Origin of the sequence: Bacillus sp. V3-13, assembly GCF_002860165.1 — a bacterium.
Lineage (GTDB): Bacteria > Bacillota > Bacilli > Bacillales > Cytobacillaceae > Bacillus_BJ.
On the sequence record NZ_PGUZ01000020.1, the window covers coordinates 43,219 to 58,944 of the forward strand.

General features: G+C 44.9%; 12 protein-coding genes and 1 other annotated feature. All 12 genes read right to left on the bottom strand.

Annotated elements, in window-relative coordinates:
* Positions 1-81 precede the first annotated feature (81 nt).
* The 12 genes from tuf to rplK all read right to left on the bottom strand — a co-directional run bounded on the left by tuf (position 82) and on the right by rplK (position 15,668).
* Complete coding sequence (gene tuf, locus CU633_RS08345) at positions 82-1,269, bottom strand: elongation factor Tu (protein WP_101659315.1); 1,188 nt, start codon at positions 1,267-1,269, stop codon at positions 82-84.
* 120 nt (positions 1,270-1,389) lie between these two features.
* Positions 1,390-3,468: an elongation factor G gene (gene fusA, locus CU633_RS08350; RefSeq protein WP_101659327.1), complete on the bottom strand. Its 2,079-nt coding sequence runs from the start codon at positions 3,466-3,468 to the stop codon at positions 1,390-1,392.
* 53 nt (positions 3,469-3,521) lie between these two features.
* Positions 3,522-3,992 (bottom strand): 30S ribosomal protein S7, encoded by a 471-nt coding sequence (rpsG, locus tag CU633_RS08355; protein ID WP_101659329.1) that lies wholly within the window; start codon positions 3,990-3,992, stop codon positions 3,522-3,524.
* A 38-nt stretch (positions 3,993-4,030) separates the two neighbouring features.
* Complete coding sequence (rpsL, locus tag CU633_RS08360) at positions 4,031-4,453, bottom strand: 30S ribosomal protein S12 (RefSeq protein WP_101659331.1); 423 nt, start codon at positions 4,451-4,453, stop codon at positions 4,031-4,033.
* A 107-nt stretch (positions 4,454-4,560) separates the two neighbouring features.
* Complete coding sequence (locus tag CU633_RS08365; protein WP_101659333.1) at positions 4,561-4,809, bottom strand: 50S ribosomal protein L7ae-like protein; 249 nt, start codon at positions 4,807-4,809, stop codon at positions 4,561-4,563.
* Between the two features lie 184 nt (positions 4,810-4,993).
* Entirely contained in the window at positions 4,994-8,593 is a 3,600-nt protein-coding gene (gene rpoC / locus CU633_RS08370; RefSeq protein ID WP_101659334.1) for a DNA-directed RNA polymerase subunit beta', read from the bottom strand.
* 53 nt (positions 8,594-8,646) lie between these two features.
* Complete coding sequence (rpoB, locus tag CU633_RS08375; RefSeq protein WP_101659335.1) at positions 8,647-12,207, bottom strand: DNA-directed RNA polymerase subunit beta; 3,561 nt, start codon at positions 12,205-12,207, stop codon at positions 8,647-8,649.
* 244 nt (positions 12,208-12,451) lie between these two features.
* Entirely contained in the window at positions 12,452-13,054 is a 603-nt protein-coding gene (locus CU633_RS08380) for a class I SAM-dependent methyltransferase (RefSeq protein ID WP_101659336.1), read from the bottom strand.
* A gap of 171 nt (positions 13,055-13,225) precedes the next feature.
* Positions 13,226-13,591, bottom strand: coding sequence for a 50S ribosomal protein L7/L12 (gene rplL / locus CU633_RS08385; RefSeq protein WP_101659337.1), 366 nt, complete (start codon positions 13,589-13,591; stop codon positions 13,226-13,228).
* Positions 13,592-13,687: 96 nt separating this feature from the next.
* Positions 13,688-14,188, bottom strand: a complete 501-nt coding sequence (rplJ, locus tag CU633_RS08390) for a 50S ribosomal protein L10 (protein ID WP_101659342.1) — start codon at positions 14,186-14,188, stop codon at positions 13,688-13,690.
* 32 nt (positions 14,189-14,220) lie between these two features.
* Positions 14,221-14,373, bottom strand: a sequence feature (ribosomal protein L10 leader region).
* Between the two features lie 50 nt (positions 14,374-14,423).
* Positions 14,424-15,122, bottom strand: a complete 699-nt coding sequence (gene rplA / locus CU633_RS08395) for a 50S ribosomal protein L1 (protein ID WP_101659344.1) — start codon at positions 15,120-15,122, stop codon at positions 14,424-14,426.
* A 120-nt stretch (positions 15,123-15,242) separates the two neighbouring features.
* Complete coding sequence (gene rplK, locus CU633_RS08400; RefSeq protein WP_019157072.1) at positions 15,243-15,668, bottom strand: 50S ribosomal protein L11; 426 nt, start codon at positions 15,666-15,668, stop codon at positions 15,243-15,245.
* Between the last annotated feature and the right edge of the window lie 58 nt (positions 15,669-15,726).

Consider the following 15,726-nt stretch of genomic DNA (forward strand, 5'->3'; position numbering starts at 1 on the left):
ATTCACAGCGTTTGATTTTATAATTTCCTATACAGTAAAAAAAGCAGATGGGTCGTCACCCATCTGCTTTTCTAATTATCATTACTCAACGATTGTAGCAACAACGCCAGCGCCTACAGTACGTCCACCCTCACGGATAGAGAATTTAGTACCTTCTTCGATAGCGATTGGAGCAATAAGCTCAACGTTCATTTCGATGTTATCTCCAGGCATAACCATTTCTACGCCTTCAGGAAGATTACAAATACCAGTTACGTCAGTTGTACGGAAGTAGAACTGAGGACGGTAGTTTGTGAAGAATGGAGTGTGACGTCCACCTTCTTCTTTTGATAAAACGTAAACTTCAGCTTTGAACTTAGTGTGTGGAGTGATTGAGCCTGGCTTTGCCAATACTTGGCCGCGTTGGATTTCTTCACGTGCAACACCACGAAGAAGGGCACCAATGTTGTCACCAGCTTCAGCGTAGTCAAGAAGCTTACGGAACATTTCAACACCAGTTACAGTAGTTGATTTTGGCTCTTCAGTTAAGCCGATGATGTCAACAACGTCACCAACTTTAACTTGTCCGCGCTCAACACGTCCTGTAGCAACTGTTCCACGGCCTGTGATTGAGAAAACGTCCTCAACAGGCATCATGAAAGGCTTGTCAGTGTCACGAGTTGGAGTTGGGATGTACTCGTCAACAGCAGCCATAAGTTCAACGATTTTTTCTTCCCAAGCAGCATCTCCTTCAAGAGCTTTAAGGGCAGAACCTTTTATTACAGGAATATCGTCACCAGGGAAATCGTATTCAGATAGAAGGTCACGAACTTCCATTTCTACTAATTCAAGTAGTTCTTCGTCGTCTACCATGTCACATTTGTTCATGAAAACAACCAGGTAAGGAACACCTACTTGACGGGAAAGAAGGATGTGCTCACGAGTTTGTGGCATTGGGCCGTCAGCAGCAGAAACAACAAGGATTCCGCCGTCCATTTGCGCAGCACCAGTGATCATGTTTTTAACATAGTCAGCGTGTCCTGGGCAGTCAACGTGTGCATAGTGACGGTTTGCAGTTTCGTACTCAACGTGTGCAGTTGAGATAGTGATACCGCGCTCACGCTCTTCAGGAGCCGCGTCGATTTGATCGTATGCACGAGCTTCTGCACCACCAGATTTAGCAAGAACAGAAGTGATTGCAGCAGTTAAAGTTGTTTTACCATGGTCAACGTGACCAATTGTACCAATGTTAACGTGTGGCTTTGAGCGATCGAATTTAGCTTTTGCCATTAGGAAAATCCTCCTTTGGATATTAAAATTAAGTATATTTATGGACCGTGAACAAGCCAGGCTTATTCACGGCCCCATGCTTACATTAGTAGTTATACTTTATTAAAGGATGAAAATCAATTATTCACCTTTATTTTTTTTGATGATTTCTTCAGAAATTGATTTTGGTACTTCTTCGTAGTGGTCGAAGTGCATTGAGAATGTTCCGCGTCCTTGCGTATTGGAACGCAATGATGTTGCATAGCCGAACATTTCAGAAAGTGGAACCATTGCACGGACAACTTGAGCGTTTCCGCGTGCTTCCATACCTTCTACACGTCCACGGCGAGAAGTAACATCCCCCATGATATCTCCCATGTATTCCTCTGGAATGACAACTTCAACCTTCATGATAGGCTCAAGGATTACAGGGTTACATTTGGAAGCTGCGTTCTTAAGCGCCATTGAAGCAGCGATCTTGAACGCCATTTCACTGGAGTCAACATCATGATAAGAACCGTCAAACAACCTTGCTTTAATATCTACTAATGGATAGCCAGCAAGAACACCTCTTTCAAGCGCGTCTTCAAGGCCGGCTTGAACTGCCGGGATGTATTCACGCGGAACAACACCACCGACGATTCCATTTTCAAATTCAAAGCCTTTTCCTTCTTCGTTTGGAGAGAATTCAATCCAAACGTGTCCGTATTGTCCGCGTCCACCAGACTGGCGCGCGAATTTCCCTTCAACTTGTGCTGAACTGCGGAAAGTTTCGCGGTAAGCAACCTGCGGAGCACCAACATTGGCTTCTACTTTGAATTCGCGGCGCATACGGTCAACAAGGATATCAAGGTGAAGTTCACCCATACCGGCGATGATTACCTGGCCAGTCTCCTGATCTGTATGTGCTCTGAATGTTGGGTCTTCTTCTTGTAATTTTTGAAGAGCTGTGGTCATCTTGTCCTGGTCCGCTTTTGATTTAGGTTCAATGGAAAGCGAGATAACAGGCTCTGGGAATTCCATAGATTCAAGAATAACAAGATTTTTTTCGTCACACAGAGTATCACCAGTAGTTGTATCTTTAAGACCAACTGCTGCAGCGATATCCCCTGCATATACTTGTGAGATCTCTTCACGGCTGTTCGCATGCATTTGCAGGATACGTCCTACACGCTCACGCTTGCCTTTAGTAGAGTTCTGTACATATGAACCTGAGCTCAATGTACCAGAGTACACACGGAAGAATGTAAGCTTTCCAACATAAGGGTCTGTCATGACTTTAAATGCAAGCGCTGCAAATGGCTCGTCATCGCTTGAATGGCGTTCTACGACTTCATCCGAATCAGGAAGTGTACCTTTAATGGCCGGTACATCCAGCGGCGAAGGAAGATAGTCAATTACTGCATCAAGCATCTTTTGAACACCTTTGTTTTTGAAAGCTGATCCACAGATTACCGGGTAAAACTCAACGTTTACTGTACCTTTACGAATGGCTGCTTTCAGCTCTTCGTTGGAGATTTCCTCTCCGCCAAGGTATTTCTCCATTAAGTCTTCATCAAGTTCAGCTACCGCTTCAATTAATTTTTCGCGGTACTCTTCAGCTTGATCCATGTATTCTGCAGGGATTTCACGCTCTTCGATTTCTGTGCCGAGATCGTTGCCGTAGAATGTAGCTTTCATTTCAACTAAGTCAATGATGCCTTCGAATGCATCTTCTGCACCGATTGGCAATTGAATGGCAGCTGCATTTGCCTGCAAACGGTCATGCAAAGTTTTCAAAGAATACAGGAAGTCCGCACCGATTTTGTCCATTTTGTTAACGAACACAACACGTGGAACTCCGTATGTTGTAGCCTGGCGCCAAACAGTTTCTGTTTGCGGTTCTACACCGGACTGGGCATCAAGAACAGCTACCGCACCATCAAGTACACGGAGGGAACGTTCAACTTCGACTGTAAAGTCTACGTGTCCCGGTGTATCGATAATGTTTACGCGATGGCCTTTCCATTGAGCAGTTGTAGCAGCAGAAGTGATTGTAATTCCGCGCTCCTGCTCTTGCTCCATCCAGTCCATTTGAGACGCACCTTCATGAGTTTCACCGATCTTATGGATACGGCCAGTGTAATAAAGCACGCGCTCAGTTGTTGTTGTTTTACCGGCATCAATGTGAGCCATGATGCCGATATTACGTGTATTTTCCAAGGAGAACTCTCTTGCCATTGGGTGTCTTTCTCCTTCCTAGGTATGATTGATTTAAATAGATTGCAGTCAATTTACCAGCGATAGTGAGCAAATGCTTTGTTTGCTTCAGCCATCTTGTGTGTATCTTCACGCTTCTTCACAGATGCACCAGTGTTGTTGGCAGCATCGAGAATTTCGTTTGCCAACCGCTCTTCCATCGTTTTTTCTCCACGAAGGCGAGAGTAGTTTACCAACCAGCGAAGACCAAGAGTTGTGCGGCGCTCTGGACGCACCTCAACTGGTACTTGGTAGTTAGAACCACCTACACGGCGAGCTTTAACTTCAAGAACTGGCATGATGTTTTTCAGTGCTTGTTCAAAAACTTCCATCGGCTCTTTGCCTGAACGTTCTTGAATAATATCAAATGCAGAGTAAAGAATTGCTTGTGACTTACCTCTCTTGCCGTCAACCATCATCTTATTGATAAGACGGGATACAAGCTTTGAGTTGTAAATCGGATCCGGTAATACGTCTCTTTTTGCTACAGGTCCTTTACGGGGCATGGATGTTCCTCCTTTCAAAAAAGCTTGATTTTACTGGATTATTTTTTTGCAGCTTTAGGTTTCTTTGTTCCGTATTTAGAACGACCTTGCATACGATTGTTTACTCCGGCAGTGTCAAGTGCGCCACGAACGATGTGATAACGCACACCAGGCAGGTCTTTAACACGTCCGCCACGGATTAATACAACACTGTGCTCTTGCAGGTTATGCCCGATACCAGGGATGTAAGCAGTCACCTCGATACCGTTGGTTAAACGAACACGCGCATATTTACGCAATGCTGAGTTCGGCTTTTTCGGTGTCATTGTACCAACACGAGTACAAACCCCGCGTTTTTGTGGTGAAGATACATTTGTTTGTGCTTTCCTGAAGCTGTTGTATCCTTTATTAAGCGCAGGAGATTTTGACTTTTCCTCTTTAGATTGACGAGGCTTGCGCACTAATTGATTAATTGTAGGCATTGATATTTTCCTCCCTTCATTTCTACATTTAAGCCCACACATCCAGGTGGTTCATTTTAAAACAAAAAACAAAGTTCTTGCAAGTTATCATCCTGCAAAAACAGTTTTTAAGCGATAATTGCGACCGCTGAGGCACCCACTTCAATACCACATGCCTTGCCAAGCTTCTTCATGGAACATACATGGGCAATCGGTATCTCCATTTCCCTCGCTGTTTGCTTGATCTTTGCTATTACCCTCGGGTCAGCATCGTCAGCAACAATCAGTTCAATGGCTTTACCGGATTGAAGCGCCTTAACCGTCTGCTTTGTTCCTACGATAATTTTCTTAGCCTGAATTACTTTTTCATAAGACATTCATCATATCCTCCAAAGCACCAGGTAAATAGGAGCACCTTTGCTATATTAACATTTTGGTATAAGGATGTCAACATTGTAAAAGCTTTTTTTAACCAGTTATATCGCAATTCATTTTTTAGAAATAAAAGCGGTACTTGCGGTGTGTTCGACCATACAAGTACCGCTTATTGATTAAACTCTCTTACTCAACCGTTACAGCATCTTCAAGCGTATCTTCTTTAAGAAGCGGTTCCGCTTTTCGATAACGCTGCATACCGGTTCCGGCTGGAACAAGCTTCCCGATAATCACGTTCTCTTTCAGGCCAAGAAGTTCATCGCGCTTGCCTTTGATCGCAGCATCGGTAAGAACTCTTGTTGTTTCCTGGAAGGAAGCAGCAGATAAGAACGAGTCTGTTTCAAGCGATGCTTTCGTGATTCCGAGCAATACCGGTCTTCCTGTTGCCGGAAGTTTTCCGGACAGAAGCGCTTTTTCATTGGCATCGGTAAACTGATGGATCTCCAGAAGCGTTCCTGGAAGAACATCCGTTTCTCCTGCGTCGATGACGCGCACTTTCCGAAGCATCTGGCGGACCATAACTTCAATGTGCTTATCGCCAATTTCAACACCTTGCATCCGGTATACCTTTTGCACTTCACGAAGCAAGTATTCCTGAACAGCTCTGACATCTCGGACTCTGAGTAATTCTTTCGGGTCAATAGAACCTTCCGTAAGCTCCTGTCCGCGCTCGACGCGATCGTTCACGGCCACCTTTAGGCGGGCAGTGTACGGAGCATGGTACGTACGGGACTCCACTTCACCTTGAATGACGATCTCATGCTGGCGGTCTTTTCCTTCGTTAATTCCGACAACCGTTCCCTCAAGTTCTGAGATCACCGCTTGCCCTTTCGGATTCCGCGCTTCAAACAGCTCCTGGATACGAGGCAGACCCTGCGTAATATCGTCACCGGCAACTCCGCCTGTATGGAAAGTACGCATCGTTAACTGGGTACCAGGTTCACCGATTGATTGAGCAGCAATGATGCCAACTGCTTCGCCGACTTCAACCTCTTGTCCGGTTGCGAGGTTGCGGCCGTAACATTTTTTACATACGCCATGGCGGGTGTTACATGTGAAGGCAGAGCGGATATTGACTTCTTCAATATTGGCTGCAACGATCTCTGCAGCAATATCTTCGGTAATTAAGCCGTTAGCTTCAACAATCACATCATTCGTCTCAGGATGCCTGATCGCAGTTCTTGCATGACGGCCAATTAAACGTTCCTCAAGAGATTCGATGACTTCTGTGCCGTCTTTAAGCGCTCTGATTAACAAGCCCCGGTCCGTTCCGCAATCATCCTCACGAACAATTACATCCTGGGCAACGTCGACAAGACGACGGGTCAAGTAACCTGAGTCAGCTGTTTTAAGGGCTGTATCCGCAAGACCTTTACGGGCACCGTGTGTAGAAATAAAGTACTCGAGTACTGTTAAGCCTTCACGGAAGCTGGATTTGATCGGCAACTCGATAATCCGGCCGGCCGGGTTGGCCATCAGACCGCGCATACCGGCTAACTGTGTAAAGTTAGACGCGTTACCACGGGCACCTGAATCACTCATCATAAAGATCGGATTCGTTTTATCAAGAGATTTCATCAGCTTCGCTTGAATTGTATCTTTCGCAGCACTCCAGATTGAGATAACCCGGTCATAGCGCTCATCTTCTGTAATGAGACCGCGTCTGAACTGCTTTAAGACATTATCAACCTTGCCTTGAGCTTCTTGAATGATTTCCTGCTTTTCTTTTAATACAACGATATCAGCCACACCAACCGTGATCCCGGCTCTCGTAGAGTACCTGAATCCAAGGTCTTTCATGCGGTCAAGCATTTTCGACGTTTCTGTGATTTTGAAACGTTTAAACACTTCGGCAATGATGTTCCCAAGGATTTTCTTTTTAAACGGATCGACAAGCGGCATCCCGCTAATGACTGATTTAACGTCAGATCCCTGATCTACGAAATATCTTTCTGGAGTTTTCTCCTCAAGATTTTGCTTAGTAGGCTCATTGATATACGGGAATGTGGAAGGCAAAATCTCATTGAAGATCAGCTTTCCGACAGTTGTAACCATCAGCTTTTTGTTTTGTTCTTCTGTAAATGTCTGATTGTTTAATGATCCGGCATGAACCGCAACTCTTGTGTGCAAATGGACATAGCCGTTCTGGTAAGCAATCAGCGCTTCGTTTGTATCTTTAAAAATCATGCCTTCCCCGACAGCACCTGCGCGCTCCACCGTCAGGTAGTAGTTCCCTAATACCATATCCTGTGATGGAGTAACAACCGGCTTACCGTCTTTAGGGTTCAGGATGTTTTGAGCAGCGAGCATGAGAAGTCTTGCTTCTGCTTGTGCTTCTGCAGACAATGGAACGTGAACGGCCATTTGGTCACCGTCAAAGTCGGCATTGTATGCCGTGCATACAAGCGGATGGAGACGGATTGCACGGCCTTCCACCAATGTCGGTTCAAACGCCTGGATGCCGAGCCTATGAAGAGTTGGGGCCCGGTTAAGCAATACAGGGTGCTCTTTAATGACTTCTTCAAGAACATCCCAGATTTCCGGTGACACTCTTTCGATTTTGCGCTTAGCTGATTTGATGTTATGCGCTAAACCTTTTTCAACAAGCTCTTTCATCACAAACGGTTTAAATAGTTCAAGAGCCATTTCCTTCGGCAATCCGCATTGGTACATCTTCAAATTCGGGCCTACGACGATTACAGAACGGCCAGAATAGTCAACACGTTTCCCTAGAAGGTTTTGGCGGAATCGTCCCTGCTTACCCTTGAGCATGTGGGAGAGCGATTTTAACGGACGGTTGCCAGGTCCTGTTACCGGACGGCCACGGCGGCCGTTGTCAATAAGTGCATCAACCGCTTCCTGGAGCATCCGCTTTTCATTTTGAACAATGATGCTTGGAGCGCCTAAATCCAACAAGCGCTTCAGGCGGTTGTTACGATTGATTACACGTCGGTAAAGGTCGTTTAAGTCTGAAGTCGCAAAACGGCCTCCATCCAATTGAACCATTGGGCGAAGCTCAGGCGGAATGACCGGAAGAACGTCTAAAATCATCCATGACGGTTCATTTCCTGAACCACGGAAAGCTTCCAGTACTTCGAGGCGTTTAATCGCACGAGTACGGCGCTGACCCTGGGCTGTTCTTAACTCTTCTTTGAGCGTTTCGACATCTTTATCCAAATCAATGTCAGAGAGAAGCTTTTTAATCGCTTCAGCACCCATTGATGCCTGGAATTTGTTACCGTATTTATCGCGATATGCCCGGTATTCTTTTTCGGAAAGGAGCTGTTTCTTTTCAAGAGCTGTATCGCCAGTTTCCGTCACCACGTAAGAGGCAAAGTAGATGACTTCTTCAAGCGCCCGGGGGGACATGTCAAGGACAAGTCCCATCCGGCTTGGAATCCCTTTGAAATACCAAATATGAGATACGGGTGCAGCAAGCTCAATATGACCCATGCGCTCACGGCGAACCTTCGCGCGGGTTACCTCAACGCCACACCGGTCACAGACTACCCCTTTGTAACGGACGCGTTTGTATTTGCCGCAATGACATTCCCAGTCCTTTTGCGGACCGAAAATACGCTCACAAAACAAGCCGTCTTTTTCTGGTTTTAATGTACGATAGTTAATCGTTTCTGGCTTCTTAACCTCACCGAATGACCATGAACGGATTTTGTCCGGTGACGCAAGACCAATCTTCATATACTCAAAATTATTTACATCTAGCAAGGGGCCTACCTCCCTTTCGATCTCTGGGTTTTACCCTTATTGCTGAATCGGGATTATTCTTTGATTCCAACTTTTTCAGATACAGAGTCTTCCGGCTCCGGTGCAATCGTTAATGATTCAGCCTGTTGTAGCTCCTCATCATCTTCCGTATCACGCATTTCTATTTCTTCTTCATCACCTGAAAGGATTTTAACATCCATGCCCAAGCTTTGAAGTTCCTTCATTAATACTTTGAATGATTCCGGAACACCAGGTTCTGGAACATTTTCACCTTTGACAATGGCTTCGTACGTTTTCACACGGCCAACGACATCATCCGATTTAACGGTTAAGATTTCTTGCAATGTGTATGCAGCACCGTATGCTTCAAGGGCCCAAACTTCCATCTCACCAAAGCGCTGTCCGCCGAATTGGGCTTTACCTCCAAGCGGCTGCTGAGTAACAAGTGAGTATGGTCCAGTTGAACGGGCATGCAGCTTATCGTCTACCATGTGGGCAAGCTTGATCATATACATAACACCGACCGAAACGCGGTTATCAAACGGTTCACCAGTACGTCCATCATATAAAATGGTTTTCGCATCGCGGGCCATTCCGGCTTCTTCGATCGTTGACCAAACATCCTCCTCACGGGCTCCGTCAAATACTGGAGAAGCAACGTGAATGCCAAGGCTTCTTGCCGCCATGCCAAGATGAAGCTCAAGCACCTGTCCGATGTTCATCCGCGAAGGTACCCCGAGCGGATTGAGCATGATATCTACAGGCGTGCCGTCTGGAAGGAACGGCATGTTTTCTTCTGGAAGAATCCTGGAGATAACCCCTTTGTTTCCATGGCGTCCGGCCATTTTGTCACCCTCGGAAATTTTCCGTTTTTGGACAATATAAACACGGACAAGCTGGTTAACACCAGGTGGTAATTCATCGCCATCTTCACGGTTAAATACTTTAACGTCGAGAACAATTCCGCCGCCGCCATGTGGCACACGAAGGGATGTGTCTCTTACTTCACGGGCTTTTTCGCCAAAAATGGCATGAAGAAGACGTTCTTCGGCAGTCAGTTCAGTTACACCTTTAGGAGTAACCTTTCCAACAAGCAAGTCACCGTCTTTCACTTCAGCACCAATCCGGATAATTCCGCGCTCATCCAGGTTGCGAAGGGCGTCTTCGCCGACGTTCGGGATGTCGCGGGTAATTTCCTCCGGTCCAAGCTTCGTGTCGCGGGATTCTGATTCATATTCTTCAATATGGATAGAAGTGTATACATCGTCTTTTACAAGACGTTCACTCATAATGATCGCATCTTCATAGTTATAGCCATCCCATGTCATGAAAGCGACGAGAACATTGCGGCCAAGCGCAAGCTCACCTTTTTCCATCGAAGGTCCGTCTGCAAGAATTTCTCCTTTAACGACACGGTCTCCGACACTGACAATCGGACGCTGGTTATAACATGTACCCTGGTTTGAACGGATGAATTTTAACATCCGGTACTTATCAAGGTCACCTTTGACTTCCTGGTCATCAACTTCCTGAATCCGGCGCACCCAGATTTCGCGCGCTTCAACGTGCTCGACAATTCCTTCATGCTTACAGATCACCGCAGCACCAGAATCTTTTGCCGATACGTATTCCATGCCAGTACCTACTCGCGGCGCTTCCGGCTGCATGAGCGGAACCGCCTGGCGCTGCATGTTCGCGCCCATTAATGCACGGTTTGAGTCATCGTTTTCCAGGAACGGTATACAAGCGGTTGCAGCAGATACTACCTGCTTCGGAGACACATCCATATAGTCGACGCGGTCTCTTGGAACGACTGTATTTTCTCCGCGGAAACGGGCAATAACTTCCTCATCAAGGAAAGAACCATCTTCACCAAGAGGGACATTCGCCTGGGCAACTACATAATTATCTTCTTCATCAGCGGTCATGTAATCGATTTGTCCGGTTACTTTTCCTGTTTCCGGGTTAACGCGGCGATATGGCGTTTCAATAAAGCCGAATCGATTTACTTTGGCAAACGATGATAGAGAGTTAATCAATCCAATGTTCGGGCCCTCCGGCGTTTCAATTGGACACATGCGGCCATAGTGTGAATAGTGGACATCGCGGACTTCAAAGCCTGCACGCTCACGCGTTAAGCCACCAGGTCCCAATGCAGACAAACGCCTTTTATGCGTTAATTCCGCAAGCGGGTTCGTTTGGTCCATAAATTGAGACAACTGCGAGCTTCCAAAGAACTCTTTGATCGATGCAATAACAGGACGAATATTAATCAGCTGCTGAGGCGTAATCGTATTTGTATCCTGGATCGACATTCTTTCGCGCACGACGCGTTCCATCCGGGACAACCCGATACGGAATTGATTTTGCAGCAGCTCTCCGACAGAGCGCAAACGCCTGTTGCCGAGATGGTCAATATCGTCTGTATCGCCTACTCCATGCAGAAGATTAAAGAAATAGCTGATCGAAGCAAAAATATCTGCAGGCGTAATATTCTTCACCGTTTCTTCAACATAAGCATTACCTAAAACATTGATTTCCTTTTCACCTTCGTCATTCGGTGCATAAATCTTGATCGTTTGCAGCACAATGTCATGATCCACTACACCGTCAACAGGAGTGAAAGTTTTAAAACCGATATTCTTTTCCAGGTGAGGAAGGATCCGATCCAATGTGCGGCGGTCTAAAATCGTCCCTTTTTCAGCGATAATTTCACCAGTTTCAGGGTCCACAAGCGTTTCCGCCAGACGCTGTCCAAATAACCGGTTTTTAATATGAAGCTTCTTATTAATCTTGTAACGTCCTACATTTGCCAAATCATAGCGTTTTGGGTCAAAGAATCGGGACACAAGCAAGCTTTTTGCATTTTCGACTGTTGGCGGCTCACCCGGGCGCAGACGCTCGTAAATTTCCAATAGAGCTTTTTCTGTGCTTTCCGTATTGTCCTTTTCAAGTGTGTTGCGAATATACTCGTTATCACCAATTAAATCGATGATCGCTTGATCGGAACCAAACCCGAGAGCACGCAAAAGAACCGTAACGGGCAGCTTCCTCGTACGATCTATTCTTACATATACGACGTCCTTGGCATCTGTTTCATACTCAAGCCAGGCGCCGCGATTCGGAATTACGGTTGCAGTAAAACCTTTTTTTCCATTTTTATCGAGCTTTCCGCTATAGTAAACACTCGGAGAGCGGACTAACTGGGAAACAATAACGCGCTCTGCACCATTAATGACAAAGGTGCCTGTTTCTGTCATGAGCGGGAAGTCACCCATAAAGACATCCTGGTCTTTTACTTCGCCTGTTTCTTTGTTTACAAGACGAACTTTAACACGCAAAGGTGCTGAATATGTTACATCTCGTTCTTTTGATTCTTCAACAGAATACTTTGGTTCGCCAAGACTGTAGTCAATGAACTCAAGCGATAGGTTACCAGTAAAGTCCTCAATTGGTGAAATATCCTGGAACATTTCACGCAAACCTTCATCAAGAAACCATTGATATGAAGAGGTTTGGATCTCAATTAAGTTTGGTAATTCTAAAACTTCACTGATTCGTGCATAACTTCTTCGTTGGCGGTGTCGTCCATACTGAACTAGTTGACCTGTCAACTGATTCACCCCTCAAATCAAGCGTTATAATTGGATCTATAGCGTCTTACCAGGTACAAGCCCTTTGCGTAAGACAAAAAGAAAAAGGGTTTTTAACTCAAAAACCACATTTTCATATTACGAACTATTATTTTGTTATTTTCTCCTTAAACAACCAAATTTATACAACAGTTGTTTAATTTAGCTTACATCCTGAATATAATATATTGGCATTTTATAATATTAACATAGTCAAAAATTTGCGTCAATGTTTTTTTGCTTTTAAAATAAAATAACCTTTTTTCTTCTCGACCGTCTCAACTTCAGCGTACAATTCCTTCAATTTGTCAATCGCTGATGGTGCCCCCTGCTTCTTTTGAATCACTACCCAAAGTTCCCCTCCGGAAACGAGCAGGCTAAAACTTTGTTCAAAGATGTCATGAACGACTTTTTTTCCTGCGCGGATGGGCGGATTCGTTAAAATAGCTGCGAAGCCGAGATCTGCAACATTCAAGAGCCGGTCACTCTCATAAATAGAAACATTGTTTACGCCGTTCGCCACTGCATTTTCTTTCGCAAGCGCAAGTGCTCGTTCATTAACGTCCACCATATGGACCGTTCGATCAGGAAAGCTTTTCGCAATTGATAACCCAATTGAGCCATAGCCACATCCTACATCGAGAACAAGTCCCTCAAGATCCGGCATCACAAATGTCTCAATCAGCAACCGCGAACCAAAATCCACATCTTTTTTTGAAAACACTCCATTATCTGTCTTAAATCGGAATGGGTGGCCTTTAAGGGTGTAGTCCCAGTAATTCGGGTCACTTTCTACCTTTTGTGTTTTAGAATAGTAATGCTCTGACAAGAAGATCACCTCCAGCGGAGAAAATGTCATTGAAGGGAAATGAGGCCTTATTGATTCGAATCGAATTATAAGGGATAGATAGATAAAAAGCAAAAATCCAGCACATAATTTTTGTTAACATTTTAAGAGGAAAAAAGCCCGCTTTAAACAGCGAGCTTTTTTATAGATTGATTACTTAACTTCAACGCCAGCTCCAACTTCTTCAAGCTTGGCTTTAACTTCTTCAGCCTCTTCTTTAGAAACGCCTTCTTTAAGAGCTTTAGGAGTGTTATCAACAAGTTCTTTCGCTTCTTTAAGACCAAGGCCTGTGATTTCACGCACAACTTTGATAACTTTGATTTTTTGGTCGCCTGCAGAAGCAAGAATAACATCAAATTCAGTTTTCTCAGCTGCTGCTTCTCCGCCGCCAGCTCCGGCTGCAACAGCTACAGGTGCTGCAGCAGTTACACCAAATTCTTCTTCGATTGCTTTTACTAAGTCGTTTAGTTCTAAAACAGTCATGTTTTTAACTGCTTCAATGATTTGTTCTTTAGTCATGATTTGTTTCCTCCTTATTTTTGGTTAATCTATTTTCCAGTTCCGGCCCATGTTTGGCCGCCTCTGCTTTTGTTGCATTAAAACGGGAATGCTAACTTACGCGCCTTGTTCTTCCTTCTGGTCTGCAACAGCTTTTGCTGCAAGAGCAAGATTGCGGATAGGTGCTTGAAGAACGCTGAGTAGCATAGAAAGCAAGCCTTCGCGGGATGGTAGGTCCGCAAGTGCTTTTACATCTTCAACTGTTGCAATTGTTCCTTCAATTACACCTGCTTTAATTTCAAGAGCTTCGTGTTTCTTTGCGAACTCATTTAAAATTTTAGCCGGTGCAACCACGTCTTCGTTACTGAACGCGATTGCGTTAGGACCAGTAAGAGCTTCGTTCAAGCCTGCAAGCTCGGCAGATTCAGCGGCACGGCGCGTCATGCTGTTTTTGTAAACTTTAAATTCGACGCCCGCTTCACGAAGCTGCTTGCGAAGTTCTGTTACTTCAGCAACAGATAAACCACGGTAGTCAACGACAACTGTTGATTTACTTGTTTTAAGTTTATCAGCAATTTCTTCTACGATTTGTTTCTTTTGTTCGATAATGCTGCTCATCCTTACACCTCCTGTATTATCATTTCATTCATACCGGGCAATAAAAAACTCCATGTCTGATGCAGACATGGAGGAAGTTATACAATAGCCGTTTCAAAAACGTCTTTAAAATCTATCGTATGACCTCGGCAGGAAATTAAGCCCATCCAGGCACCTGCTGTCTGCGGTACAAATGTATTCATATATTCACAACAAAAAACATTATAGTACAATGTATTTTTGTTTGTCAACCTGATTATTTAGCTGTAACAGATGCAGGATCAACCTTGATGCCAGGGCCCATTGATGAAGTAACAGAAACGTTCTTCATGTATGTTCCTTTTGCAGCGGCAGGTTTAACCTTTAACATTGTATCAAAAATCGTGTTGAAGTTTTCAACAAGCTTGTTGTCTTCGAAAGATACTTTACCGATTGGAACATGGATGTTTCCATCACGGTCGACACGGTATTCAACTTTACCAGCCTTAATTTCATTTACAGCTCTTTCAACGTCAAAAGTAACTGTTCCTGTTTTAGGGTTCGGCATTAAGCCTTTAGGACCCAATACGCGGCCAAGCTTACCAACTTCACCCATCATGTCAGGTGTAGCAACGATCACATCGAATTCAAACCAACCTTGGTTGATTTTGTTGATGTACTCAGTGTCCCCTACATAGTCAGCTCCTGCAGCTTCTGCTTCTTTTGCCTTTTCGCCTTTGGCAAAAACAAGAACGCGCTGGGTTTTACCAGTTCCATTAGGAAGCACGACCGCTCCACGGATTTGCTGGTCTGCTTTCTTAGGGTCAACTCCTAAACGGAATGCTGCTTCTACAGTTGCGTCAAACTTCACAGTGCTGGTTTTCTTTACAAGCTCGATCGCTTCCCCGATCGGGTACGCTTTCGCACGATCTACAAGCTTGGCAGCTTCTAAATAGCTCTTACTTTTTTTAGCCATTTTGTTTTTTTCCTCCTCGAATGTGGTTTTAGCGGAATAACCTCCCACGAATAAAGGTTGCGAGTGAAACCAAATTCAGCGTCGCAACCCCCCGTCAATCCTATTGGATACTCAGCATGATTAGTCTTCGATAACGATACCCATGCTGCGTGCAGTGCCTTCAACCATGCGCATAGCTGCTTCAACGCTAGCCGCATTTAAATCAGGCATTTTCGATTCAGCAATCTCGCGTACTTTATCACGCTTAACTGTTGCTACTTTATTACGGTTTGGTTCACCAGAACCGGACTCGATACCAGCTGCTTTCTTAAGAAGAACGGCAGCAGGAGGAGTTTTCGTAATAAATGTAAACGAACGGTCTTCAAAAACCGTGATTTCAACAGGGATGATTAAACCGGCTTGTTCAGCTGTACGAGCATTAAACTCTTTACAGAACCCCATGATATTAACACCTGCCTGACCCAATGCTGGACCAACCGGTGGTGCTGGATTTGCTTTTGCTGCCGGGATTTGCAATTTAACTACCTTAATTACTTTTTTAGCCACGAGACACACCTCCTTAAAGTCCGTGATGTGGTAATAGGGGTTTCCCCTCCCACTCAAG